Here is a 26,205-nt window from a genome sequence, read left to right as displayed (position 1 = left end):
CTAAATTCCAGAAGCTTTGTCAAAGTTTAAAACTTTGACAAAGTTCAACGATAGATGAGAAAACTCATAACCCATAACTCCAAACTCTTAACTTCAAAAAAATGAACCTATCTTTAGAATATAAAATCAGAGAACCAAAAGTAATTCTACAAAAAAATCCGTTATTACTTTTATTACATGGATACGGCAGTAACGAAGCTGATTTATTTTCTTTTGCTTCTGAACTTCCTGATAATTATTACATTATTTCTGCAAGAGCACCGTATGATTTGCAATATGGCGCTTATGCTTGGTACGCAATTAATTTTGATGCTGACCAAAATAAATTTTCAGACAACGAACAAGCCAAAACTTCAAGAGATATTATCGCTAATTTTATTGATGAATTAGTGGCAAATTATCCAATTGATGCTAATAATGTAACTTTAATTGGTTTTAGTCAAGGTTCGATTTTAAGTTATGCAACGGCACTTTCTTATCCGGAAAAAATTCAGAGAGTTGTGGCCATGAGCGGTTATTTTAACGAAGAAATTATCAAAGAAGGCTTTGAGAAAAACGACTTCAAAAACCTAAAATTCTTCACTTCACACGGAACTGTAGATCAGGTTATTCCTATTGAATGGGCCAGAAAAACACCTGCTATTTTAGAAAAATTAAATATTCCGGTTACGTACAAAGAATATCCTGTTGGTCACGGAGTTGCTCCGCAGAATTTCTTTGATTTTAAGAATTGGCTGGCTTTGTAAAGTTTTCAGTCTCAGTGGCAGTTTTCAGTTATAAATAGTTTTAAATTACAATCTCAATCTAAACTTTGTCAAAGTTTGAAACTTTGACAAAGTTCTAAACTGTAAACTGTGACTAAATACTAAACTACTGACCTGTATAAATAATCTTTCCGTCTTTTTTCAAGACATATCCTTTCCAGGGAATCAATTCTAAGTTGTCTTTTTTCCACGAATCACCTTCAGATTTTCTTTCTAAAATGATAGATTCTTTTTGAGTGTCCAGAAAAAGTTCTGCTTTATTTCCGTCAAAAATAACATATGCAACAGTCGTATATTTTTTTCCGTCATCAGCGTGATTTAATCTTGTGCTGTTTTCAAAAATTCTGATACATTCATTTTTAAGAGTTGACCAGGTATAGCCGGCAGAAGCTTTACATCCATGAGTATCAGAATCTCCTCCAACCATTTCTTTTTGAGGCTCTTTTGGAGTTGTATTTTCCTGAGAAACTTTTTTGGCGCAAGAAAACGCAGCAGTAATCATAATTGTCAATAAAAACATCTTTTTCATAATCCTATATTTTTTTTAATATTGGTCAAAAAAAATAGGATTTAAAAATCCTATTTTTGATATAACCAAGTTTGATTTACTTCAAATGTAATATTTTCTTTATCGTCAACAAAGTATTTTAACAAGACTTCTCCCCATAATTCTCCATTACTGTAATCTGCAATAATCCATCTGTGATTTAAAATCTTTACTTTATTAATTATAAATTTGTTTGGCCCAATCTGATCTTGCCCTGTGTAAGGATTTCCTTTTGGCTCTGAGTTAAAATCTAAAAGTTTCTCAGTTACAACCGGAATCAGTTTTTCGTATAAAATTACTTTTCCTCCAGATGCGCTGTTATCAAAATAATTCTGAGCATTTTCATTATGTTCTAAAGAAAAGTAATCGGCTTCGGCTAATTTAGTTGATACTAAATTAATACTGTCTCTTAGCTTTTTTGTTGTTTTTTCATATCTCTCTTCACCAAATTTTACTTCCTGACTATAGAACATATAAGTAAAAACATTCATTAATATCGCAAGGATAAAAAGATAAAGCATTAAGGTTTTTTTCATTTTTGTGGTATAATTAAATTGTAATTTCTAAATTATCGTAAGCCAGAAAAACATTTTCGGGAAGCTGTTTTTGTACTTCTTCGTGAAAACCTAAAACGTGGCTGATGTGCGTTAAATAAGCTTTTTTTGGTTTTACCAAATTGATAAAATCCAGTGCTTCCTGTAAATTAAAATGCGTATCATGAGGTTCCACACGCAAAGCGTTAACAACTAAAACTTTTAACCCTTTAAGCTTATCAATTTCAGCTTGTTCAATTGTTTTTACATCGGTTAAATAGGCAAAATCGTCAATTCGGTATCCAAAAACCTGTAACTCTCCGTGCATAGCGTTTATCGGAATTGCCATTTTATCTCCAGCCGCAAAAGGCTCGTTGTTTTTAACTTCGATAGTTTTTACGCTTGGCGCTCCGGGATATTTATTTACGGTTTCGAAAACATAATCAAAACGGCGTCTTAAATTATCGAGAACACGTTTATGTCCGTAAATAGGAATTTCTCCCTGACGGAAATTAAACGGACGAATATCATCCAAACCAGCAGTATGATCTGCATGTTCATGCGTAAATAAAATAGCGTCGAGTTTACGACATCCGCAAGAAAGCATCTGCTGTCTAAAATCAGGGCCGCAATCGATTACAAATGAATGCTCGTCCCATGTAATCCAGATGGACACACGGAGCCTTTTATCCTTAGCATCAGTGCTTTTGCAAACGGGGTGATCGATTCCGATGATGGGAATGCCTTGAGAAGTACCAGTACCTAAAAAATAGACCTTCAATTGAACTTAATTTTTTTACAAAAATAGGATTATTTCTCTTTCATTAGAAGCCTAATTTACTAACTTTGTAACAAATCTATTTAAAATAAAATGGGTACAGAAATAAAACTCAAAGGTGACAAGGTCATCGAACAGATTCCTTCTATAAAAGACAAAGCTTTACGCATTAATTTAAACGAGAATATTTACGGAACATTTGCTGAAATTGGTGCTGGACAAGAGACAGTTAGACACTTTTTCAGATCCGGAGGTTCATCAGGAACTATTGCAAAAGCAATGTCGGCCTATGACAAAGATTTTAGTGACGCTGTTTATGGAGTTGAAAGTGACGGAAGATATGTTACTGAAAACCGACTTAAAAAAATGCTTACGTTTGAGGGAGAATTGATCGAAGAACGTCTAAGCAGAGAAAAACACCCAAATAAACTTTTCTTCAGCTACGCCAATACGGTAGCAACAATAGATTTTGCCAAACAATTTAAAGGACACGGCTGGGTTGGAATTCGATACCAGATTGAACCAGACGAAGCTTATAACGAAATCATTCTTCACATTCGTTTTAAAGAAACTGATGCCAGATTACAACAAGAAACACTTGGAATTTTAGGTGTAAACTTAATTTACGGTGCTTTCTATAAATATAATGACCCTAAACGTTTATTACGTTATTTATACGATCACTTAGATAAAGATCAGTTAGAGATTGATACTATTAACTTTTCTGGTCCTCGTTTTGCTGATGTAGACAATCGTTTGATGAGTTTACAATTGGTAAAAAACGGAATGACTGATGCCGTAATGTTTAATCCGGAAGGAAAAAACATTCTTCCGGCTGCTATTTTATACAAAAAGAACCTTTTAGCCCTTAGAGGAAGTTTCCGTCCGGTTACGAAAGTAAATATGGACATGTACGAGAAATCTCTGCAAATGTTCCTTGAAGAAAATAAAGTTGAGAAAGATAATACGTTGGTTGTTTTTGAAATCACACTTTCGAATTTACGTTCTGACGGGGAAATTGATGAACGTGACTTTATGGACAGAGCCGAATTACTTTGTTCGCTTGGACAAACGGTTATGATTTCGAATTTCCAGGAATATTATAAAGTAGTTGAGTATTTTGCCAATTATACCAAAGCCCGTATGGGATTAGCAATGGGTGTAAACAACCTTGTTGATATTTTTGACGAGAAATATTACCGCCATTTAAGTGGAGGAATTCTGGAAGCTTTTGGAAAATTATTCTACCGAGACATGAAGGTTTTCCTTTATCCAATGCTGGATGAAAATGGAGAATTAATGACTTCCAGCAACTTAAAAGTTCATCCTAGAATGAAGGAATTATACAAATTCTTTAAGTTCAATGGAAAAGTTATTGATATTACAGATTACGATCCGCATAATTTGGAAGTTTTCTCTCGTGAGGTTTTAAAAATGATCAATCAGGGCAAAAAAGGCTGGGAACCAATGCTTCCGCCTGGTATTGCAGAAATCATCAAAGAACACCACCTTTTTGGATATCACCCGCAGAAAGAATTAGAACAAAATACATAATAAAAAGTCCCTTTATTGGGACTTTTTTTAGTTTTGAGTCGCAGATTTTAGTCGCAGGTATCTTGTGAAATATTTTTTTTAACGCAAAGCACGCTAAGTTTTTTTTTCTAAGCATAGTTTAAAAACTATAAAGTTCGCAAAGCTTTGCGTTGATTAAGCTTTGCGAACTTTGCACATTATAAATGTAATATTTATTATATAAAAAACTTAGCGTGCTTTGTGTTAAAATCTTATTCGGTTTCGAAAAACCTGAAACAAAAACATTATTTCAAAATCTGCGCTGCGTGTTCTTTTGTTTTTACGTTTTCAATTACCTCATCAATAATTCCTTTTTCGTTGATTACAAAAGTAGTTCTGTGAATTCCGTCATATTCTTTTCCCATAAATTTCTTTGGTCCCCAAACGCCAAAAGCATTGATTACAGATTTGTCTTCATCTGCTAATAAAGGAAATGGTAATTCGTATTTTTCTTTGAATTTAACTTGCGCTTTCTGGCTGTCGGCGCTTACACCAAGAAGTTCATAATTATTTGCCTGAAAACGATGAAAATTATCCCTCAAGTCACAAGCTTCTGCTGTACAGCCCGGCGTACTTGCTTTTGGATAAAAGAAAACTACTAATTTTTTTCCTGCATAATCAGCTAATTTATGTGTTTTACCATCCTGATCAATTCCTGAAAAATTTGGCGCTTTATCTCCGGCTTTTAATGTTGTCATATTTTTTTTATTTTAGATTTTAGATTGTTGATTTTAGATTTTAGATTCTAAATCATTATTTTTTTTCTCTTATTAAATTGCATAATGATTATTATAGCAAATCCTCCTAAAGCAAAAGCTATTAAACGATCCAATTGATAGGAAAAGTGTTCTTTCGATTGCTCTGCAAAGGATTTCATATTCTCTATACCATCTTCAGCTTTTATTCCATTTTTTAAACTTATAAGATGCAAATCTACCTCTCGATTATAAGTATCACAAAGCCAACTTCTTTGAAGATAGACAATGCAAATTATGAGCATTATTAATAATATTTCGATAAAATATAATTTTAAAAATTTCAGCATCTATTTGTTATTTTATACAATTCTAAGATAATTAAATTTCAAATACAAATACTGGAATTGCCCCAGATTGAAGTGAAAACCCCGGAATTATGATAGTTTACATTTTTTGTATTTAAAAAGCGACCGACGGAAGCTCTTTTAAATACTTAAAAATCTTACTAGCATAATGAGGAGTTGAAACGAAAAGCTGGATTAGGCACATCATCAAAATTATACTATTTTTACGGGATTAAATATACAAAAATGAATAAAGAAGCCCGTGTGCAATTTGTTATAGATACACTAAAAGAACTCTACCCTACTATACCTGTACCGCTTGACCATAAAGATCCCTATACCTTATTAATTGCTGTTTTACTTTCGGCTCAATGTACTGATGTTCGCGTGAACCAGATTACGCCTTTATTATTTGCAAAAGCCGATAATCCGTATGATATGGTAAAAATGTCTGTGGAAGAAATAAAAGAAATTATTCGTCCGTGTGGTTTGTCGCCGATGAAATCAAAAGGAATTCACGGTTTGTCTGAAATTTTAATTGAGAAACATAATGGTGAAGTTCCGCAAAGTTTTGAAGCGCTTGAGGCTTTACCGGCTGTTGGACACAAAACAGCAAGTGTTGTAATGTCTCAGGCGTTTGGTGTTCCGGCTTTTCCGGTTGATACACACATTCACAGATTGATGCACAGATGGAATCTTTCTAACGGAAAAAGTGTTGCACAAACTGAAAAAGATGCGAAAAGATTATTTCCAAGAGATCTATGGAACGATCTTCATTTGCAGATTATTTGGTACGGAAGAGAGTATTCACCTGCCCGCGGATGGAGCTTAGAAAAAGATATTATTACCAGAACAATTGGTAAAAAATCTATAATAGAAGAAGCTGCTAAAAAGAAAGTTTAGCAGCTTCTTATTTATTTTACATGCCGTTTTTTAAGGCATTATATTCATTTGTCATATCAAGCGCTCGGTAAACTCCTAAAAGAGACTTTATTACGTCTTCGTTTTTAGGCTCAATCGTCAGCGCTTTTTGCAGGTACGGAATAGCACTTCTAACAATTTCGTCTTTTTGAGCATTCAGTTTTTCGTACTCTTTTTGTTCTTTCGGAGTATTTCCAAGCTGATCCATCTGGTTTACCAATTCTTTTTTAAGCTGCATTTTTACGTAAGTAAGATTAATGTAGCAATCCATACATTTTGGATTTAACTGTAAATCCGTTTCGTAATATTTTGACGCATTTGCGTAGTCGTTTCTTTCCAGATAAGAATAGGCTAAAGAAATCAAAACTTCTTCTTTTTTAGACGGCGGAGAAACATTCCTTGGTTTTTCATATAATCCAGCCTGAATATTTGATTCTCTGGCACTCATAGAAATAAAAGCTTCTTCTTCTTTCGTTTTTTTGTTTGTTGCGTAATAAATAGTTCCTTTTCCGGTGTAGTTTATTTTTCTAAGTTCTTCGTAATATTTTATAGCAGAAACATAATCTTTTCCTGTTAAAGATGCTCCGGCTGCATTCAGCAGGTTTAAGGTATCTTTTCTGTCAATTAAATATACTTCGTAACTTTTTCCTGCACTTTCTTTGTAGTTTCCGGCTTTGTAATCTTTAAAAGCTCCATCTACAAGTGTAGATTTCATGGCTTTTAATGCTAAGTTTGCTTTAAAGGCATACTTATAATTACGCGAATCATTTTCATATAAAAGAATATCCTGAAACGCACTCGACGCCTGAGCAAAATTATTTACAGCATCAATGTTTTTAGCGGCTAAGTCTTTGCATACATTTCCTTTTAAATAAAAGAAATCAGATTTATCTGTATCTGAAGCATTTACTATTAAATATTCTATTTTTTTTAAAACTGCCAATGCATCTTCGGTTTTTCCTTTATCATACAAAGCCTGTGCTTCTTTTATTTGATCTTTTTGAGCAAATGCTGCAACATTTATCAATAATAGAAATAGTAACATCTTTAGGTTCTTTTTCATATTTCGGTTAGATTTGATTGTTATAATAGATTTTTGGTTTTTTGGTGATTTTTTCACAATGATGAATTAGACATTTTTCAACTTGCGAAAGAGAAAATTAAAATCAGAGAAAAATTGCCATATATCCTTAGATTCAATTTCCTATAATTTGGTTTCTTAGAAAAGGATTAAGAAACCTTACAATCAAAACGAAATAAAGCAGTGTAGTTTTTCTTCATAAATTTCTGGTTATTGGTGGGACATTATTTTTTTATTATTTATCTAAACTTCTTTTAATTAGTTGTTTTAATACGAAAAATTCTTCATTTTTAATTAAATAGTAATTATTTTTTAACTAAAATAAAATTTATTATCGAATAAAGAAATGTTTTTCATAAAAATATTAAATTTTAACAAAAAACAAATTTTACCTAAATATAATTTTCAGGTCAATTTCAGGTAAACAAAAAGTTTATGAGAGAGATACCAAATGTTTTTAGTACAACTTTTTACAAAGAAAATTAAAAGCATAAAAAAAACTCACTACCTGTATGCGTATACAACTAGTGAGCTTTTAACCAAAACGACCATTTGGTTTTTCTTTCGAAATAAACATCCGACCTTTCAGGCGGGCTGCTTAATTAGCTATAATCTCAAAATTTTTATCTTCGATTTTCACAACTGTTAGAGCTTGTGAATAATTTAGCAAAAAAGAAATGACTTCTTTTTTTGGTTTTAAATCTTTAGAAGCTAATGCTTTTTTTGAGTAAATTTTCGCCATACTGTGTAAATGTTTTATACAAGTATAACGGACTAATTTTCAAATTAGTATTAGTTGGTTAAAATAATTTGATGTTTATCAATAATTTTTCTCAAATTCATCAAAGCATAACGCATTCTACCCAATGCTGTATTGATACTTACATCAGTTAATTCTGAAATTTCTTTGAAACTCATATCCTGATACATTCTCATTACCAATACTTCTTTCTGGTCATCCGGAAGTTCTTCGATTAACCTTTTTAAATCCATTTCTACCTGATCTACAATCATTCTGCCTTCAATATTTAATGAATCATCAGACATGATTGAAAAAATTGAAAACTCTTCGGTTTCTCTGTACATTGGCATTTTTTTGGTTTTGCGAAAGTGATCTACAATTAAATTATGAGAAATACGCATAACCCAAGGCAGGAATTTGCCTTCTTCGTTATAAGAATTGCTTTTTAAAGTTTTGATTACTTTAATAAAAGTATCCTGAAAAATATCATTTGAAATATCTCTATCAGCTATCTTAGAATATATAAAACCATATATCTTAGATTCGTGCCTTTTAATTAATGTTGCCAGGGCAGCTTCATTGCCGTCAACATAATTTTTTACTAATAGAGCGTCTGGAGTTTGCAGATCAGCCATAATACTACTTTTTTAGTTTTAATAATTTGGAGTAATTTTTCTAAAAAGTAATTTTATGTAATAGGCGGATCTTTTTTTAGTTATGTTAATATTGTGACCAAATTTAACAAATATTTATTTTAAAAAGCAAACAAAAAGAATAATAATTAACAATAAAATGTCTTTTTTTTTGTTGTAAAGTTTTTTTTCGACCAAAAACGTTAAAAAAAACGGAAACTGATTTCTGTTTTTATTATTTCAAAAACAGTTGCAAATAACTCATAACTAAATATTTAAGTTATTCACAAACTGTTCTGACTACAAAAACTCAAACTATTTATTTTTATTGGTAAACTCTTACGTAATCAACGTAATATTTTTGAGGAAAAACTGAATCATCTACTTCAGGACCTCCAAAATTACCTCCAATAGCTAAATTTACTATGATATAAAATGGCTTATCAAAAGGCCATGTATCTTCATTTTTTACTGGCGGGTTGAACGTATAAACCAATGTTTGATCTACAAAAAAGTCAATCTTTTCTTTATTCCATTCAATTGCATATACATGATATCCTTCTTCAATATTTGGAAATTCTGTTCGCTTTGTATTAATTGTATTTCCGTGACTGTCTTGCGTATGAAGCGTTGTATAAACCATGTGAGGATCTCTTCCGATATATTCTAAAATATCAATTTCTCCTGTTTTTGGCCATTTTACTTCATCTATATTAGCACCCAGCATCCAGAATGCCGGCCATAATCCGTGACCAATTGGGAGTTTTGCTCTGGCTTCGATGCGGCCGTATTTAAATTCTTTTTTGCCTTTTGTGGTAATTTTTGTCGAAGTATATTTAGTTCCTTCTTTTCTGGCTTCGATAATCAGATTTCCATCTTTAATCTCGTGATTGGTTTTGGTATAAATCTGTCTTTCATTATTTCCGTATCCGCAAAGGTTTGGACATCCGTCACCAAGTTCGAAATTCCAGACTTTTTCGTTTATGTTTTTCTTATTAAAATCTTCTTCCCAGACTAATTTTCTTTTTACTTCCTGCGCATGCGAAAAACCGCTGATTAACAATAGTAAAATTATTTTTTTCATAATCTTATTTTAAAATAAGAAGGCCAGCCGAAACTGACCTTCTCAAAATTACTAATTAATTAACTCCAATTCTATTGATAGATTCTCACGTAGTCAATCTGCATAGATGCCTGCGTAAATGCACTGTCAATATTTCCGCCTAAATTACCTCCCATTGCTACATTTAAAATCATGAAAAAGTCGCTGTTAAAAGGTAAAGAACCATCGTTTGCTACAGAATGAAGTAAATCGTCGTCTACATACGTTTTTACTGATGTAGGGCTCCATATTAATTTATAAACATGGAATTCTGTTGAAACATTGGCATATGTTTTTGATGCTGTATTTCCGTTTCCGCCTGAATGTCCAGGGTAATGAAGTGTACTAAGTATTACGTTTTGGTTGTTGCCCACGTGTTCCATAATATCTATTTCCCCACAAGCCGGCCAAGGTTTGGTCGCATAATTTTGTCCTAACATCCAAATCGCCGGCCATGTTCCCGCACCAGCAGGAAGTTTAGCACGAACCTCAACTTTTCCGTAAGTGAAAGCAAATTTAGCATCTGATTTTAATCTTGCAGAAGAGTAATCAGCTCCTCCAGAAGCTTCTTTTTTAGCTGTAATTACTAAGTTTCCGCCTTCTACTTTGATGTTTGAAGCTGAGTTGGTATAATTTTGTTTTTCATTATTTCCCCAGCCGTTATCGCCTCTTCCTAAATCATAATTCCATTTTGTTGCATCAGGAGCTCCATCTGTATTGAACTCATCTGACCAAACCAGATTTGTATAATCTGTTGTTGGATTTTGAGTTGGCTTTGTAGTGGTAAAAATATGATACCAGGCTAATGCAGGATTTCCTCCCATTACAGCTCTTACTACCATTCTGTTGGCTGTGATAGATAAGATCTCGTAAGAACTTTGGCCAATATAGTACCCCATAAATCCACCATCAGAGAAATTCAACATAGTTCCTCTTGTTTGTGTTGCATGGTTAGGGTTTTTAGTCACAACAGATTCTGATGGGCTTAATGAAACGTTTTTAACTCCGCTTGCGTTATAAGATAAACAAGCATCATCTGGTCCACTTCCTCCTGCTACACTTGTAAATGCAGCATTAAAGAATGTTGATCCGCCATTGTCTAATTCATATTTCAATTGTCCGTCAACTAAAGAGAAAGTCAACTCGTTTTCATATAAACAGCTGCTTGCTGGTGAACCCGCTTTTTCAAATGGTCCTGCCTGATAGTAGTTTGCATAGTAGTTTTTAGTTGCATCTCCATCGTTTTGACCAACTCCTAAGTGTCCTGCTTCTGAAGCTGACCAATACCATTTTTTAGAGGTACCAGCGGTTAAGAACTGAACTGCTTCGTCGTCGCTAAAGTTACTTAATACAGTAACATCTACTGTTGTGTTTGATGCTACACCACCCCTACCGTTTGCAATTACAGTAACTGTATAGGTATTTACACCCGTTTTTGTGAAACGTTTTGTGAAAATTCCGCTTGGTGAAGTCTCTGAAGTTCCGTCGCTAAAAACATATTTATAGGAAACTGCACCATCTGCTTTTGAAGTAAATTTTACAGTTCCTGATCCGTCTCCGTTTGGATCATCGGCAGTTTTACCTACAATCTCAGCTGTAACCTGAATGTTTGAAGGAGCCGTTAAATCGCCAAAAGAATAATCGTCTTTTTGACAACTTATTGCTAACAGCAGAGCAAAAAGTAATACGAAGTATTTATTATATTTTTTCATTTTGTTATTTTTTATAAAATGTAAACTCATTTTAATTTCGTTGATAAGATTTGCTCTTATTTATGGAAATAAACGTTGTCAATGTAAATGGTATGACTTCCGCTTGGGTTTCCTGAATAAATAAGCTGCGCAATATGAGCTCTTGTAGTTAATCCTGTAAAATCACTTAAAGGAATATCTAAACTTACCCATTGTCCTTGTGCCGGAGCTGTAAACTTAAGTTCGTGCTCTTTATCATCTCCTCCTCCGTTATAAACTCCGTTTGCTCCAAAATCAACTAATTTAATTCTGAATTCTGTATAATCCGAAGACCAAACATCTACATGGAAATGCGTCATTCCTGTAGCATCAATTGTTGTAACCGGCTCAATACCTACGAAATTTAAATCTGAATATTTTTTTACTGCATTTCCTGCAACTGCTGTTTCTTCAAGTGTTGCTGCAGACCAGTCTGTACGCCAAGTTTGAATTGGAATATTAGAATATGCATCGCTGAATAATGAAATAACATTTGCTGCCGCTACATTTGGTGTTGGCGCAGGAGTACTTAATGTTTCAACATCTTTATAGAAATAAATATTATCTATAAATACAGTTCCTCCAGCCCAAGGAGTTCCAACAAATTTCAATTGGAAAATATCGGCTACTGTTAATCCCTGACTTGTAAATGCTGAGATTGGAATATCAATACTTGTCCATTGATTAGCTGTAAGATCTCTTGTAACTGGTTTTTCACCATTTGTTTTACTGATTAATGATGTCTCGATTTTTTGTAAATCTGCTGTCCAAACATCCATGTGGATGTAATCCATTCCAGAAACGTCAACTGTTACATTATCTGCTAAAGCAATTCCCTGGTAGCTTAATTTGATATAATTCAACATTTTGTCTCCATTAAGATCAAATTCTGTCCAGCTGCTTCCTTGTCCTGCTTGTCCCCAATCAGGGAAATAGTTTGTTCCGGCAACATTTGTGTATTTAGAACCGTAAATAGAAATTACGTTTCCTGCTGCTCTGTTTGGAGGCGTTGGTGCAGAAGTTGTTGGGTTTAATACCAGTTTTGCTTCAAACTGTTCTGTATGCTCAGTTGTTTTAATCGCAGCACTTTTTGAAACTACACGAATCGTGTAAACTCCAGCTTCCTGATACGTATATGAAACTGATTCGCCATTATTAGCCGAAATTGGGTCTGGTTTTCCTGCTTCTCCAAAATACACATCATAAAACAAAGCAAAATCTGCAGTTGCTTTTACGGTTACTTTTTTAGAAACTGATAAATCGTTTGTTATAACTACTACTAAATTTTCAGGAGCTCTAAACGAAACTACAACTTGCTGCGTTACTTCTGTAGTTTTCCCTGTGATCCCCATTGCAATAATTTTGCTTTGGTAAGTTCCTTCTTTATAAACGTGTGTAACTGTTCCGCCTGAAGGAAAATAATCAGATTCAGGTGATCCGTCTCCAAAGTTTATTTTGTATTGTGTTACTCCTTCTCCTTTAGGTAAAAAAGTTACTTTACCTGAATTATCCTGAGTTACAGTTGTCAAAGCAGATATGTCTGCTGGTGCGGTAACACCATCCAAATCAATATTGCTGTCGTCGCTTGAACAGCTAAAGAATAGCGTTAAAACGACAAGACTTAATATATAATGTAATTTTTTCATAATAGTATTTTTTTAATATCCAGGATTTTGCTGCCAGTTTCCGTTTGCGAATTGAATTTCTTCGATTGGAAGCGGGAATAATTCGTTTTTATTTGCTGTAAATCCAGGAATTGTTCCAACAGCTTTACCAGTTCTTACTAAATCAAAGAAACGATGTCCTTCTCCCAAAAGCTCTACTCTTCTTTCTGCCCAGATAAAATCTGTTAAAGCAGCTCCAGAAGCTGTGATATTATGGTTGTTGTCTCCAAATGCACGCTGTCTAACAAGGTTTAAGTATGTTCTTGCTTTTCCGTCATCAATTCCGCCTCTGTTATAAGCTTCAGCAGCCATCAAAAGAACATCTGCATAACGAATTGCTCTATAGTTATTTGGATTTGTTAAGTTTAAATCTCCCTGAGCATTTGAGCTTCTTTTTCTTGGAAGATATTTTCTGTTGAAGAAACCTGTGTCTTCATTTCCTTTTCCGTAGCTAACTCCTTTTCCTCCATCGTAATTAGCATTTGCAGCAGCAAAAGCAGCGATGTCTAAAATGGCAACATCTTTACGTCTGTCTCCCACTTCAAAAGCATCTGCAGCTTCCTGAGTTGGTACATTAAAACTAAATCCTGAAGAGAAAAGTGGTCCTGAAAAGTTTCTAACACCGCTGAAACCAACTGCTACGTTACCTTCACTACATTGTAAACATCCAAATCCAGCTCCTTCAACATCTGTGTACTGCACTTCAAAAATAGATTCTGGTCCGTTTTCTCCATCCATTTCAAAAATTGAATTATAATCTGTTACTAAAGAATATTTTCCTGAAGTGATTACAGACTCTAATGCTGCGGCTGCCTGAGTATATTTATTTTGATATAAATAGGCTTTTCCTAATAAAGCCTGAGCTGCACTTTTTGTTGCACGGCCTTTTTGAGAAGCATTTGGCGCCAGATTAGCAGAAGCAAAAATTAAATCAGCTTCGATTGATGCATATACTTCCTGAACTGATGAACGTGGTATTGTTTTTTCGTCTCCAATTTTAAATCTTGCATCACCTTTCATCGGAATACCGCCAAACCATTTTACTAATTCAAACTGATAATAAGCTCTTAAAAAACGTGCCTCGGCAATAACTTGTGTTTTTTCAGGAAAATCGGTTTTATCCTTAAATTCAAGAATATAATTAGCTCTTTGAACTCCTGCAAACATCCAGTTCCAGATGTCTCTTAAATTGCTGTTTGTCGGCGTATGGATCATATCGTCAATTTGCTGCCATCCAATAACATCCGTTGGGCTTTCTCCTCCACATAATGTATTATCTGAAGCAATTTCTCCCAATATAACATTTGCATATGAAGATTGAAGCAAATCGTAAGCAGCAATTAAAGCCTGATCGTAATCTGCTTTTGAATTAAAATAGTTTTCAGAATCTATTGAATATTCTACTTTAGGGTCTACAAACTCATCCGAACAAGAAATACACAAGGTCGAAAACAGAGTAAGAGTTATAACGGTTGTAAAGAAATATTTTTTCATTTTCATTAGAATTAGAAATTAATGTTAAGCCCCATTAAATAGGTTCTTGGAATTGGGTAGAATCCGTAATCGATTCCTCCACCAATTGGCGCACCGCTAGAAGCTCCCGGATCAAAACCTTTATATTTGGTAAATGTGTATAGGTTATTTACTCCTGCATAAAGTCTTAATTTTGAGATTCCCACTTTTTGAGTAACGCTAGGACTAAGTGAATATCCTAACTGAACATTTTGGATTCTGAAATAAGAAGCATCTTCAACAAAATAACTAGAAAGTACATTGTTTGATGTTGCTCCTGTTGTCACTCTAGGTGTTGAATTTGTTGATCCTTCTCCTGTCCATCTGTCTAAAACATAATTTAAACGATTAGCATCAGAAAGTGTTCTTTCGTAGTTACGAATCATATCGTTTCCTACTGAAGCAAAAGTATAAACGGCGAAATCTACGTTTTTATAATTTAACTGAAGATTGAATCCCATTGTTGCATCCGGAATTGGATCTCCAATGTTTGTTTTATCTTTTGTATCAATTACACCATCGCCATTTACATCAACATAACGAAGATCTCCCGGCGCTGCAGCAGCTCCTAAAGCAACTTGTGATGGATGAGCATCAACTTCTGCCTGATTTTGGAAAATTCCGTCTGTTTTATATCCATAGAAATATCCAATTGGTTTTCCTACTTCCATACGTGCTGCAGCTGGTTGTCCTACACCAAAAGCACCAGTCTCGATAAATCCTGTTCCGTTGTTTACTTCTAACACTTCATTTTTAAGGAATGTTACATTGTAAGCTAGACTAAATGAGAATGAATCAGAAATTTTATCTTTATACTCAACAGAGAATTCAAAACCTTTATTTCTAACAGATCCTGCATTTAAAGTTGGAGCACTTGCACCTGGAGCACCTGTACCTGTAATTCCTGAAACCGGAATATTTTGAATCAATAAATCTTTTCTGGTATCGATGAAATAATCTGCTACGATGAAAACTTTATCATTTAAAACTTTTAAATCTAAACCGACGTCAAATTTCTGTGCTTCTTCCCATTTCAAATCCGGGTTAGGAACTTGTCCTCCTGCTGTTCCGTTTACTAAAGTACCATCAAAAACATACGTTGCTTCTCCGTTTAAAAGTCCTAAATATCCATAATTCTGGATTTGATCATTTCCTAAAGTACCGTAACTTCCTCTTAATTTCAAGAAATTAATAAATTTAGGAGTTCCAAAAAATCCTTCTTCAGAAACTACCCAACCTGCAGTGAATGATGGAAAATATCCCACTTTGTTTCCAGGTCCAAATTTTGTAGAAGAATCACGACGAAGCATTCCAGATAATAAATACTTTCCTTTATAATCGTATTGAAGTCTTCCAAAATAAGATAATCTTCTTTGATCATAAACGTATGAACTGTTTGTTAAGGTTGCTGAAACTCCTTTTGTTAAAGAAATATCGGCAAATTCCCAAGAGTTATTAGGAACATCAAAACCTGTTGCAGAAAGTCCGTTACCCCATTCTTTAAAAATAGTTGTACCAAGAGTTCCTGTAACATTATGTGCGTCTGCAATTTTTGTGGTGTAAGTTCCAAAAAGGTCAAATGAATAATTGTTATCATTTACTGCCGATTGATTAACAGAACTTCTTTGAACGTCAAATACTTTTCCGCCATAACTAATTTGCTTTGCGAAAGATTTACCTTCACTATTTGAAGTATTAAAACCGATTGAACTTGAAAGTGTAAATCCTTTGAAAATTTTGTAATCAAGACCAAAGTTTCCGTTCAGTTTTTTATAATTGTAATCATTATATGTATTAGCAATCTGAGCAAGCGGGTTAATAATCTCATTTCCTAAACCTGTTGTACTTGGCACTAAAGTAAATTCGCCATTTGCATCATATGGTTTTAAAGTTGCAGGAACGTTAAGTGCATTAAACAATACAGAACCCAATCCGTTTTCGTTTAATGTTTTTCTTGTGAAATACGTATAAATAACGTTTGTTTTTAATTTGAATTTATCGCTTAGGTCTGCACTTAAACCAAGTCTTGCCGTATTTCTTAAGAAACCAGATTTATCTCCGCCAACAATACCTTCCTGATCTAAATGCGATCCACTGATAGAATATGTAAGTTTATCAGATCCTCCGGAAATTGTCAAATCGTTATTAATAATTGGAGCTTTTTGAAAAACTTCTTTCTGCCAGTCTGTTCCGGAACCTAAACCAGAAACATTTGGATAAGGAAGCGGTCTTCCTCCATTTGCATAACTTTCATTTAATAAAAGTGCATATTCTGTAGCGTTTAAAGTTGGTAATTTTCTTGAAGTTTCCTGAAAACCAGCATAACTGTTAAACGAAACTCTGGTTTTAGTATTCTTTTTACCCATTTTAGTCGTTACCAAAATGATTCCGTTTGCTCCAATAGTACCATAAATTGCGGCCTGAGCATCTTTTAAAACGGTAATGGTTTCAATATCATTTGGACTTAAAAGACCTAAATCTCCAACATACCCATCAATAATAACAGTTGGCGCATTTTGTCCGTTTGTGGCTATACCACGAATACGAATATCCAATGGTGCACCCGGCGCTCCTGACTGCGTCGTTACGTTTACCCCTGAAACAGTTCCTTGTAAAGCCTGCTCGATTCTTGCTGGTTTCAAGATATCAAGTGTTTTGCTGTCTACAACAGAAACAGCTCCGGTAACTTCTCTTTTCTTTTGAGTACCATAACCAATAACAACGACTTCGTCAAGAGACTTGGCGTCGTCGGCCATTTTTACAGTCATTTTAGTTCCGGAAACTACAACTTCCTGAGTTCTGTAGCCTATGTAACTAAAAACAACAGAAGCTCCCTTCGAAACTCCCGATAACTTAAAAGATCCGTCAAAATCGGTGGTTGTGTTTTGTGACGAACTTTTAACTTTTACATTAACGCCAGGCAATGCTAGTCCTGACCCATCTACTACCGTACCGCTTACATCTATAGATTGCGCAAAGGCAAAAGATGTACACAGTGAGAGTACAATTAGTAATAACTTAGATTTCATAATTAGTTAGTTTTTATTGAAAGCTAAATTTATCTGTTCCCTTTATGAAAACGATAAAATTAACCTCAACAAAAAACATACATCATAAAAAAATCTACTCTAAATTTAGGATATCATAAAATACACCGCTGTATAACTATAATTTCTCAATGTTAATTTCTTTAACATTTCCGCTCTGTTTTCCCAATAAAAGCATAATGTTGTGGTAATGTATAGTTTTTTTGAGCCGCTTTTTGAAATACTATACAGCCAGAATATATTCAACTAAACCGATTTCGTGCTGCAAATCCATTTTTTTACGCAAACGATACCTTTTTATCTCAACACTTCGAACCGAAATATTAAACATTGGAGCAATCTCTTTTGAAGATAGATTTAATCGAAGATAAGCACATAAACGCAGGTCGTTTGGCGTTAAGGCCGGATGCATTTGTTTTATTCTTTTTAAGAAATCTTTATCGGCATTATCGAATGCTTCTTTAAATACATTCCACGAATCTTCTTCGGTAATATTTTTATTAATCGTACTAATTACAGATTTGATATTTGAACTGTCGTTTTGGGCTGTTTTCTTTAAATCTTCTTTAATAAAAGCTAATAATTCGTTTTTACTATTCAAACTCATTGTCGAAACTGCGAGTTCGCGATTTTTATTATCAACGTCCTGAGAAAGCTGTTCATTACGAATTCGCATTAATTCCTGCTCGTTTTCTAATTCTTTAATTTCTAAAAGAAGATTATTTTCTTCAATAAGCTTTTCTTTTTGTTTTTGATAATAATTACGATACGCTTTATTAATAAAATATCCGAGTGCAATCATTAAAAGGAGATATATGAAACAAGCAAGATTTGTTAAATACCAAGGTTTCAAAACCACAAATGTATAAACGGCTGTATTTGGCAGAATGGTATTGGCATATTTTGCTCTTACTTTAAAAGTATATTTTCCCGGAGGCAGGTTTTTAAAATTTGCCGTTGCTTTTGTACTCCATTCGCTCCATTCATTTTGAAAACCTTCCAGCGAATATTGATATTCAGAATTAATATACTTATTGTACTCAGGTACCGTGTAATTGAGCGTGATGTTATTTTCGTCGTGACGGAAACTACCTTCACTTGTAATTCCGACATTTTTGAAGTTTTCGTTTTGTTTATTTATGGTGATATCAGTAATAAAAACGCTGTAGTTTTTAAAACTCAAATCATCAATATTTAAAGTATAATAACCATCAGTAGTTCCAATTAAATAAGTTGATTTTGAAATTTGTGTAATATTTTCATAACCTAACATTGAATTGGTTAGCGAAGACGGAATCGGAATTATATTCTGCTTTAACTGATTACTTAATTTACTGGCCGAAAAATAATGAATGTAGTTTTTAGAAAATAACCAGATTTTGTTTGAATTATCTACAATTAATTTTCCTGATGTATATTCGTCTTTTTCGAAAATTGAACTCAAAACAGTATCTTTTTCAAATTGTCTGGTTTTAGGATTTAATTTAAAAATTCCGCCTTTGTAAGCATAATAAATCGAATTATTAAAAGTGGTTAAACTGGCGCTGTTTCCTTTTTGAGGAGATTTGTAAGTATAAAAATCATGTGCTTTTAAAAGTGATTTGCCTAGTTTTAATCTAAAAATTCCTTTGTATTCGTGGCTCACATAGACATCGAGATTTTTTGTGATTTCGAAATAACGGGAAGAATAATCAAACCCATGAATTTTGTTTTTAAAAATCCATTGATTATTTATTTTTTCTAAAACCGAAAGTCCATAATAATTTCCCTGAATTAACTGATTTTTATTTCCCGGAACCGGTTCAAATTTCCAGGTTCCCGAAGCTGAAAATATACTTCTCGCCGAATCATTTGTAACGATAAAAGTTCCGGAATCGTGTCCGCAGAAAAGTGTATTATCATAAGTAAACAAAGACCAAACCTGACCTTTTGTACCATTTATAAATTTGAATTCAGAATTGCTTTGCGTTGGCTTACAAAACAATCCCTGATTGGTTCCAATGTACAGCATTCCGTTAAAAACTGCCGATGCGTAAACCGTTCCTAAAACTCCTGTATCATCTGTAAAACTATGAACAGGTGACTGAATGTTGATACAGTTAATTCCGTTGTCAAGTCCAACCCATAAATTCTGGTCTTTATCTTCAAAAAGAGACAAAGCGGTATTATTACTCAAACCTTTGCTTTGCGTTAAATGATATTTTAGTTTTCCTTTATCTGATAAAATAAAAACTCCGTTTGAAACTGTTCCTAATGCAAAACTTCCGTCCTGAAGACGCTGGCTGCTGTAAACAAAACTCGATTTTAATTCTGAATCTACATCAGTAGTAACTCTTGTCAGCGAATTTCCAACAAGTTTATAAATTCCATCTAACTGCGTTTGAATTAGCAAACCTTCATCTGTTGCAAAAACATTCGCAATTGTAAATTTCTTCAGAGTTGGATTATCTGAAACTAATTTTGCCCTGCCGCTTTCAATTTCAAAAAGCCCTTCTTTTGTTGTTTGAAAATAAATCGCATTTTTAGTCGCAAATGATTTTACTACACCATTTTTAGGTGCAATAATATTAAACCTTTTGGCTTTGGTATCATAAATATAAATTCGGTTTAAAGATTGAAACAGAATCCATTGATCGTATTTTAAAATATTCCAAAACTGCTCATCATCCAGAATTTTATTTTTGATTTTATCGCTGAGTGAGGTGTATTTTAATTTACCATCTTCGCTTCTGGCCCAGTAGCCAAAATTCATATAACTGCCCGTAAAGACTTTATTACCAATAACTTTTACCGAACGAATAATGGTTTCATTCGGCCCCGGATACAATTGCCAGCTGGTTCCGTTATATTCTAAAAGTCCATCATTATTAGCAAAATACAAATAGTTTTCATCGTCCTGAGAAATCATCCAGCTTTGATTTCCGGCTCCATAAACAGAAGTAGAATATTTAACAATGGGAGGAAGTTCTTGCGAAAACAGCAGGAAATTCATCAAAAACAGCAGTACAGATAGTTTAGTTTTCAAATTTGGTCAGGATTTTAAGGGTACTAAAACAGTTCTAAAATAGCATATTTTATATGGAAACCACAAATTTTTAGTAAAATAAAAGATTCCATGATTTAATGATGAAAAAATATATTGCGTTCCAGCGGTTAAAACAGCTGCTATGTTTAATTTCTTCCTCAATCATATTCAACATAGCCCATGGTTGAAACCATGGGAAACGTATAGTAATTAATTTTCATTCAAATCAACATTCAAAACATGGTAATTCTGTTAAGATTTGGAACAATATCCTTAACAAAACTCTGTTCAAAATTGATTACTTTTGTAAAAATTGACTTTTTTTATGCAAATTGATCTTTCTACACTAGACCCGAAGCAAAATATTATAATAAAAGGTGCACAAGTACATAATTTAAAAAATGTAGATGTAGCCATTCCGCGAAATAAACTTGTTGTAATTACAGGACTTTCGGGATCAGGAAAATCAAGTTTAGCTTTTGATACCTTATATGCAGAAGGACAACGCCGTTATGTTGAAAGTTTATCATCATACGCACGTCAGTTTTTGGGGCGTTTAGACAAACCAAAAGTTGAATATATTAAAGGAATTGCTCCGGCAATTGCGATTGAGCAGAAAGTAAATACAACAAATGCCCGTTCGACAGTTGGAACTTCTACAGAAATCTACGATTACATAAAACTTTTGTTTGCCAGAATTGGAAGAACTTATTCGCCAATTTCTGGACAAGAAGTGAAAAAAAATACCGTTTCTGATGTTATTTCTGATGTAAAAACGCTGGAAATTGATAGTAGATGGCTTCTTCTTTCTCCAATTCATTTAGAAGAAGGTCGTCAGCTGGAAGATAAATTAAAAATCCTTTTACAACAGGGTTTTGCCCGTATTTTAGTCGATAACGAAATGGTTCGTCTGGATGAGTTTTCTCCTGAAAATCTTCATCAATTAGACAATAAAGACATTTTGCTGGTGATCGACCGTATTGTTGTAAAAGAAGAAGAAGAATTCTACAATCGTCTTGCAGATGCTGTTCAGACTGCTTTTTTTGAAGGAAAAGGAATTTGTTTTCTGCAGGAATTAGGCACAAATAAACGTTTTTCATATTCAAACAATTTCGAATTAGACGGCATTACTTTCCTTGAACCAAACGTTCATTTGTTTAGCTTTAATAATCCTTATGGAGCTTGCCCGGTTTGCGAAGGTTACGGAAATATTATTGGCATCGACGCTGATTTGGTTGTTCCAAATACATCATTATCCGTTTTTGAAAGCGCTATTTATCCGTGGCGCGGCGACAGTATGAGCTGGTATAAAGACGAATTGGTGAAACACGCTTACAAATTCGATTTTCCAATTCACAAACCTTATTTTGAACTTACAGAAGATCAAAAAGATTTAATCTGGACTGGAAATAAGTATTTTCAGGGTCTAAATGATTTCTTTAGAGAACTTGAAGAAAAAAATTATAAAATTCAAAACCGTGTCATGCTTTCGCGTTACCGCGGAAAAACAAAATGCCATGCCTGTCGCGGTAAACGCTTACGAGAAGAAGCTTCTTATGTAAAAATTGGCGGAAAAACAGTTTCAGATTTAGTCGATCTTCCAATAAGACATTTGGTTACTTTTTTCAAAAATCTTGAACTAAATGTTTACGAACAGCAAATCGCAAAACGTTTAATGGTCGAAATCAATAATCGTTTATCGTTTTTGACTGAAGTTGGTTTAGATTATTTAACCTTAAATAGAAATTCGTCAACACTTTCAGGAGGAGAATCGCAGCGTATCAATCTTGCTACTTCATTAGGAAGCAGTTTAGTTGGTTCAATGTATATTCTCGACGAACCAAGTATTGGTCTTCATCCAAAAGACTCTGAGCGTTTGATTAAAGTTTTGCTTTCGCTTCGTGATTTAGGAAATACGGTAATTGTGGTAGAACACGACGAAGATATTATGAAAGCGGCCGATATGATTATTGATATTGGTCCCGAAGCCGGAACTTTTGGAGGTCAATTAGTTGCTCAGGGAACTTATCCTGAGATTTTAAAATCTGATTCGCTTACTTCAAAATATCTTAATGGCGATTTAGAAATTTCTGTTCCGAAGAAAAGACGAAAATTCAAAAACCATATTGATATTATTGGAGCCAGAGAAAACAATCTTAAAAACATTAATGTTACTTTTCCTCTTGATGTTTTAACGGTTGTAACCGGAGTTTCAGGAAGTGGAAAAAGTACTTTAATTAAGAAAATACTATTTCCTGCCATGCAGAAAAAACTGGAAAATGCTTCAGAAAAAGCGGGGCAGTTTAGTGAAATATCAGGATCATTCTCTCAGATAAAACATATTGAGTATGTAGATCAAAACCCTATCGGAAGAAGTTCGAGATCAAATCCTGTAACTTATATTAAAGCTTATGACGATATTCGTGATTTATATGCGAAAGAAAAATTATCAAAAATAAGGGGTTATCAGGCTAAACATTTTTCTTTTAATGTTGATGGAGGAAGATGCGAAACTTGCAAAGGAGAAGGCTCTATAAATGTTGAAATGGTCTTTATGGCCGACGTTTCTCTTCCTTGTGAAACCTGCGGTGGAAAAAGATTTAAAAAAGAAATTCTGGAAGTTACTTTTGACAATCAAAATATCAACGATGTTTTGACCATGACAATTGATGATGCCATTGCTTTTTTTGAAAAAAATAAACAATCAAAAATTACACAAAAATTACAGCCTTTACAAGATGTTGGATTAGGATATGTTCAATTAGGGCAATCTTCTTCTACTCTATCCGGCGGTGAGGCACAGCGTATTAAATTAGCGTCGTTTTTAGTAAAAGGTGCTACAAAAGATAAAGCTTTATTTGTTTTTGATGAGCCAACAACAGGACTTCATTTTCACGACATCAAAAAATTATTAGCTTCTTTTGACGCTTTAATCGAAAAAGGACATTCTATAATTGTAATTGAACACAATTTAGATCTAATTAAGTGTGCCGACTGGATTATTGATCTTGGTCCTGAAGGAGGCGAAAACGGCGGACATTTATTGGCAGCAGGAACACCCGAAGAAATTGTTAAAGTAAAAGATTCTGTTACCGGAATTTATTTGAAAGATAAACTTTAATAACGCTATAGGCAATAAGTTTTAAGCTATAGGCTTTTACTAGAAATGCCCTAAAACTCAAAAAGCGGTCTATGTAAAACATAGACCGCTTTTTTAATTTAATAATGTTTTGCATATAGCTTAAAGCTTATTGCGTATAGCTTACAGCCTAAAGCTCTAAGCTACTAAACATTTTTCTTCAAAAGGAAAACCATCTTCATCGATGGCTACTAATACCTTTTTTTGTTTTGATGCCTCCAGCGTAAGATATAGCCACGCAAATGACCATAATCCGAGGGTTAAACAAAAAATCATGAAATTTAAACTGTGGTTGACTACTTTTCCTCCTTTTGTAAGAACTGCAAAAAGTAGTTCATCATTTCTCTCTTCTAGTGTAAATCCGTTATGAACCTTGTTAGATATCATATTAGAAAACACCTGTACACTTTGTTCTTGACTTAGCTTATTGCTTTTCATAATCATTTGTTTGGTTTTGTCTGCATGTGATACTTAAAATTTAACAATTGGGATAGCTAATTTAGTCTTGAAAAAAAATGGGGGCGTTGAATTTTATCGCATCTCGCGAAATATTTTTCATATTGTCAATGAAACAGATGTAATAAAAATCAACATAAAATTAAACGTAATAAATCAAATTACAAAACAAATGAGCGAAAATCTTAAGATTTCTTTCACATTTTGAACTTGTTATAAAAAAACCTAGCTTTTATTTTTAATATTAAAAAATGGAGGTTCATAATCGCTTTTTAAATAATTTTCGGGTATAGTAGTTGTGTTTCCGTCTCTAAGAGCATTATAATGAGGCGACATGATCTCAATTCCGGCAGCATTAAAAGAGTCCTGAATATTTTGATGCAATGATGAGTAAATTCTGGGCTGTTTCGTAGGCTCCTTTGTGTATACGTTTATTTGATACGAAACATAAAAATCATCTAAACTAGTTTGAAGTACAAATGGAACAGGTTCTTTCTCTGTCATATCTGTTTTCAAAGCGGCATCTATAAGTGCTTTGTGAATGTCTTTCCACGGCACATCATAACCAATCGTTACCGTTGTATGAATTAACAAACCATCTTTTGATTGTTTTGTATTGGCCGAATAATTGGTTGATGTACTTGATAAGATCGTGGCATTAGGTATCGTAATATCTTCAAATTTAGGTGTTCTGATTCTTGTTACCAATGCTGTTTTTTCGATTACTTCTCCACTTACATCACCTATTTTAATAAAATCACCAATTTTAAACGGACGCATATAAGTTATAACCAAACCGGCAACCATATTCGCGATAGCATTTGAAGATCCTAACGAAAATAAGATCCCTACAAAAACTGAAACACCTTTGAAAATATCTGAATCTGAACCGGGTAAATACGGAAAAATAATTACCAGCATAAAGGCATACGCCAAAAAACGAATGATATTAAATGTTGGTTTCGCCCAGTCACTATAAAAACCATCCACTTTTATGTTTTCTTTATTAATTTCATCAACAAAAAACTTTATTATTTTAAGTGAATATCTGAATATTAAAATGATCACAATAATAGTGAAGAGATTTGGCAGAAAATCAACAAACCCCAAAAAAGCTGCTTTTATTGGAGTCAGTGTCCATTTTACTATCGTGGTAGTATAAGCATGAGTTGCGGGAAAAATATTAAAAAGAAATGGAAGCGTTACATATACCAGTAAAATAAAGGCAATTATTTTGATAATACTTATAAAACGCATTAGTACGTATTCCTGCCTTTCCGGAGTTAAAACATTGATATTTTTATATCTGAATCCTTTAAAAAACGTTTCTCTTCTTTTTGAAAAATAAGATTTTATTTTATTAAAAACTTTTGATACTAAAAACAGAACCAGACTTAAAATCAGTATCAATATGGCTGTAAATCCAATTCGTTTAGGTAAAAGTGAATAATTTTCGTTTTGATAGATAACCGCTTTTTTTATTGCTGTGAAATTACGTTTTGCAATTTCATTTGCTGTTTTATTTTCAGATTTTGCATCAGATTCTAAAATCGACATCAGAATAAAATCATCTTTATAAACAATATCGAAACTTATATCTGAAGGAACAATTCTTAAAGAATCTGGTCTGAAAATATCATCTTCATAAAGAGATTTTATTTTGGAAGTAATTGCCTTTGCACGGTTCTCAGCAGAAAATGATCCAACTTTATTATACACATAAAAAAGTGTATCCTTAAAAGGAGCTACAGGAAAGCCTTTAGGTTTTAGTTTAACTTCTTTTTTTTCTAAATTTTCATTAATTCGATTCTGAGCAGAAGAAATAAAACAAATTAAACCAACGAAAAACACCAACAGACAAAGTAATTTATTTTTCATATTCAATTAGAAATAAGTTAGTTATACTTCTAACAAATAT

General features: G+C 33.4%; 20 protein-coding genes. 4 read left to right on the top strand and 16 right to left on the bottom strand.

All coding sequences use genetic code 11. The features are described from left to right. Window positions 1-101 precede the first annotated feature (101 nt). The gene (locus tag ABDW27_RS19745) at window positions 102-746 is read left to right on the top strand and encodes an alpha/beta fold hydrolase (protein ID WP_343697453.1); all 645 of its coding nucleotides are present in this window, start codon (window positions 102-104) and stop codon (window positions 744-746) included. A 124-nt stretch (window positions 747-870) separates the two neighbouring features. Here ABDW27_RS19745 and ABDW27_RS19740 read toward each other — a convergent pair whose 3' ends face one another. The 3 genes from ABDW27_RS19740 to ABDW27_RS19730 are packed head-to-tail and all read right to left on the bottom strand — an operon-like array spanning window position 871 to window position 2,625. Next, on the bottom strand, window positions 871-1,293 hold the full coding sequence (locus tag ABDW27_RS19740; RefSeq protein ID WP_343697452.1) for a hypothetical protein: 423 nt from the start codon (window positions 1,291-1,293) through the stop codon (window positions 871-873). A 50-nt stretch (window positions 1,294-1,343) separates the two neighbouring features. After that, complete coding sequence (locus ABDW27_RS19735; protein WP_343697451.1) at window positions 1,344-1,847, bottom strand: hypothetical protein; 504 nt, start codon at window positions 1,845-1,847, stop codon at window positions 1,344-1,346. 13 nt (window positions 1,848-1,860) lie between these two features. After that, the gene (locus tag ABDW27_RS19730) at window positions 1,861-2,625 is read right to left on the bottom strand and encodes an MBL fold metallo-hydrolase (RefSeq protein WP_343697450.1); all 765 of its coding nucleotides are present in this window, start codon (window positions 2,623-2,625) and stop codon (window positions 1,861-1,863) included. Between the two features lie 90 nt (window positions 2,626-2,715). Here ABDW27_RS19730 and ABDW27_RS19725 point away from each other — a divergent pair, with 90 nt between their 5' ends. Further along, window positions 2,716-4,176: a TonB-dependent receptor gene (locus ABDW27_RS19725; protein ID WP_343697449.1), complete on the top strand. Its 1,461-nt coding sequence runs from the start codon at window positions 2,716-2,718 to the stop codon at window positions 4,174-4,176. A gap of 263 nt (window positions 4,177-4,439) precedes the next feature. On the opposite strand, the gene bcp is transcribed toward ABDW27_RS19725, so the two are convergent. Next, window positions 4,440-4,892, bottom strand: coding sequence for a thioredoxin-dependent thiol peroxidase (bcp, locus tag ABDW27_RS19720; RefSeq protein ID WP_343697448.1), 453 nt, complete (start codon window positions 4,890-4,892; stop codon window positions 4,440-4,442). A gap of 47 nt (window positions 4,893-4,939) precedes the next feature. Beyond that, window positions 4,940-5,239, bottom strand: coding sequence for a hypothetical protein (locus ABDW27_RS19715; protein ID WP_343697447.1), 300 nt, complete (start codon window positions 5,237-5,239; stop codon window positions 4,940-4,942). A gap of 243 nt (window positions 5,240-5,482) precedes the next feature. On the opposite strand from ABDW27_RS19715, the gene nth reads away from it, so the two are divergent. Next, window positions 5,483-6,139: an endonuclease III gene (nth, locus tag ABDW27_RS19710; RefSeq protein ID WP_343697446.1), complete on the top strand. Its 657-nt coding sequence runs from the start codon at window positions 5,483-5,485 to the stop codon at window positions 6,137-6,139. A 16-nt stretch (window positions 6,140-6,155) separates the two neighbouring features. Here the strand turns inward: nth and ABDW27_RS19705 are convergent, their stop codons facing one another. The 9 genes from ABDW27_RS19705 to ABDW27_RS19665 form a co-directional block, all read right to left on the bottom strand. Then, a complete protein-coding gene (locus ABDW27_RS19705) occupies window positions 6,156-7,220 on the bottom strand; it encodes a hypothetical protein (protein ID WP_343697445.1) in 1,065 nt (354 codons plus the stop codon). A gap of 616 nt (window positions 7,221-7,836) precedes the next feature. Beyond that, window positions 7,837-7,980, bottom strand: a complete 144-nt coding sequence (locus tag ABDW27_RS19700) for a hypothetical protein (RefSeq protein ID WP_309841281.1) — start codon at window positions 7,978-7,980, stop codon at window positions 7,837-7,839. Between the two features lie 50 nt (window positions 7,981-8,030). Beyond that, complete coding sequence (locus ABDW27_RS19695; protein ID WP_343697444.1) at window positions 8,031-8,615, bottom strand: sigma-70 family RNA polymerase sigma factor; 585 nt, start codon at window positions 8,613-8,615, stop codon at window positions 8,031-8,033. A gap of 322 nt (window positions 8,616-8,937) precedes the next feature. Then, window positions 8,938-9,696 carry a glycoside hydrolase family 16 protein gene (locus tag ABDW27_RS19690; protein ID WP_343697443.1) on the bottom strand — a complete coding sequence of 253 codons (759 nt, stop codon included), beginning with the start codon at window positions 9,694-9,696 and terminating at the stop codon, window positions 8,938-8,940. Window positions 9,697-9,767: 71 nt separating this feature from the next. Continuing rightward, window positions 9,768-11,426, bottom strand: a complete 1,659-nt coding sequence (locus tag ABDW27_RS19685; RefSeq protein ID WP_343697442.1) for a family 16 glycosylhydrolase — start codon at window positions 11,424-11,426, stop codon at window positions 9,768-9,770. Between the two features lie 56 nt (window positions 11,427-11,482). Further along, window positions 11,483-13,090 carry a hypothetical protein gene (locus tag ABDW27_RS19680; protein ID WP_343697441.1) on the bottom strand — a complete coding sequence of 536 codons (1,608 nt, stop codon included), beginning with the start codon at window positions 13,088-13,090 and terminating at the stop codon, window positions 11,483-11,485. Between the two features lie 12 nt (window positions 13,091-13,102). Beyond that, window positions 13,103-14,602, bottom strand: coding sequence for a RagB/SusD family nutrient uptake outer membrane protein (locus ABDW27_RS19675; protein WP_343697440.1), 1,500 nt, complete (start codon window positions 14,600-14,602; stop codon window positions 13,103-13,105). 11 nt (window positions 14,603-14,613) lie between these two features. Then, the gene (locus ABDW27_RS19670; protein WP_343697439.1) at window positions 14,614-17,649 is read right to left on the bottom strand and encodes a TonB-dependent receptor; all 3,036 of its coding nucleotides are present in this window, start codon (window positions 17,647-17,649) and stop codon (window positions 14,614-14,616) included. Between the two features lie 241 nt (window positions 17,650-17,890). Next, entirely contained in the window at window positions 17,891-20,692 is a 2,802-nt protein-coding gene (locus tag ABDW27_RS19665) for a triple tyrosine motif-containing protein (RefSeq protein ID WP_343697438.1), read from the bottom strand. A 325-nt stretch (window positions 20,693-21,017) separates the two neighbouring features. On the opposite strand from ABDW27_RS19665, the gene uvrA reads away from it, so the two are divergent. Next, window positions 21,018-23,813 carry an excinuclease ABC subunit UvrA gene (uvrA, locus tag ABDW27_RS19660; RefSeq protein ID WP_343697437.1) on the top strand — a complete coding sequence of 932 codons (2,796 nt, stop codon included), beginning with the start codon at window positions 21,018-21,020 and terminating at the stop codon, window positions 23,811-23,813. A gap of 156 nt (window positions 23,814-23,969) precedes the next feature. Here the strand turns inward: uvrA and ABDW27_RS19655 are convergent, their stop codons facing one another. After that, window positions 23,970-24,269 (bottom strand): hypothetical protein, encoded by a 300-nt coding sequence (locus tag ABDW27_RS19655; protein ID WP_343697436.1) that lies wholly within the window; start codon window positions 24,267-24,269, stop codon window positions 23,970-23,972. A 243-nt stretch (window positions 24,270-24,512) separates the two neighbouring features. Next, on the bottom strand, window positions 24,513-26,165 hold the full coding sequence (locus ABDW27_RS19650; protein WP_343697435.1) for a mechanosensitive ion channel family protein: 1,653 nt from the start codon (window positions 26,163-26,165) through the stop codon (window positions 24,513-24,515). Window positions 26,166-26,205 lie beyond the last annotated feature (40 nt).

The sequence above is a fragment of the Flavobacterium sp. genome (assembly GCF_039595935.1).
In the GTDB taxonomy this organism is placed as follows: domain Bacteria; phylum Bacteroidota; class Bacteroidia; order Flavobacteriales; family Flavobacteriaceae; genus Flavobacterium.
The sequence above is the reverse complement of the archived record's forward strand: the minus strand, read 5'-3'. Positions and strand labels throughout refer to the sequence as shown.

Excerpts from the sequence above, each read along its gene's own strand:
- ABDW27_RS19700 (WP_309841281.1), bottom strand. The coding sequence starts at position 7,980 with ATGGCGAAAATTTACTCAAAAAAAGCATTAGCTTCTAAAGATTTAAAA.
- ABDW27_RS19695 (WP_343697444.1), bottom strand. The coding sequence starts at position 8,615 with ATGGCTGATCTGCAAACTCCAGACGCTCTATTAGTAAAAAATTATGTT.
- nth (WP_343697446.1), top strand. The coding sequence starts at position 5,483 with ATGAATAAAGAAGCCCGTGTGCAATTTGTTATAGATACACTAAAAGAA.
- ABDW27_RS19725 (WP_343697449.1), top strand. The coding sequence starts at position 2,716 with ATGGGTACAGAAATAAAACTCAAAGGTGACAAGGTCATCGAACAGATT.
- ABDW27_RS19655 (WP_343697436.1), bottom strand. The coding sequence starts at position 24,269 with ATGAAAAGCAATAAGCTAAGTCAAGAACAAAGTGTACAGGTGTTTTCT.
- ABDW27_RS19705 (WP_343697445.1), bottom strand. The coding sequence starts at position 7,220 with ATGAAAAAGAACCTAAAGATGTTACTATTTCTATTATTGATAAATGTT.
- ABDW27_RS19735 (WP_343697451.1), bottom strand. The coding sequence starts at position 1,847 with ATGAAAAAAACCTTAATGCTTTATCTTTTTATCCTTGCGATATTAATG.
- ABDW27_RS19745 (WP_343697453.1), top strand. The coding sequence starts at position 102 with ATGAACCTATCTTTAGAATATAAAATCAGAGAACCAAAAGTAATTCTA.
- bcp (WP_343697448.1), bottom strand. The coding sequence starts at position 4,892 with ATGACAACATTAAAAGCCGGAGATAAAGCGCCAAATTTTTCAGGAATT.
- ABDW27_RS19690 (WP_343697443.1), bottom strand. The coding sequence starts at position 9,696 with ATGAAAAAAATAATTTTACTATTGTTAATCAGCGGTTTTTCGCATGCG.
- ABDW27_RS19675 (WP_343697440.1), bottom strand. The coding sequence starts at position 14,602 with ATGAAAAAATATTTCTTTACAACCGTTATAACTCTTACTCTGTTTTCG.
- ABDW27_RS19715 (WP_343697447.1), bottom strand. The coding sequence starts at position 5,239 with ATGCTGAAATTTTTAAAATTATATTTTATCGAAATATTATTAATAATG.
- ABDW27_RS19685 (WP_343697442.1), bottom strand. The coding sequence starts at position 11,426 with ATGAAAAAATATAATAAATACTTCGTATTACTTTTTGCTCTGCTGTTA.
- ABDW27_RS19680 (WP_343697441.1), bottom strand. The coding sequence starts at position 13,090 with ATGAAAAAATTACATTATATATTAAGTCTTGTCGTTTTAACGCTATTC.
- ABDW27_RS19650 (WP_343697435.1), bottom strand. The coding sequence starts at position 26,165 with ATGAAAAATAAATTACTTTGTCTGTTGGTGTTTTTCGTTGGTTTAATT.
- ABDW27_RS19740 (WP_343697452.1), bottom strand. The coding sequence starts at position 1,293 with ATGAAAAAGATGTTTTTATTGACAATTATGATTACTGCTGCGTTTTCT.
- ABDW27_RS19670 (WP_343697439.1), bottom strand. The coding sequence starts at position 17,649 with ATGAAATCTAAGTTATTACTAATTGTACTCTCACTGTGTACATCTTTT.
- uvrA (WP_343697437.1), top strand. The coding sequence starts at position 21,018 with ATGCAAATTGATCTTTCTACACTAGACCCGAAGCAAAATATTATAATA.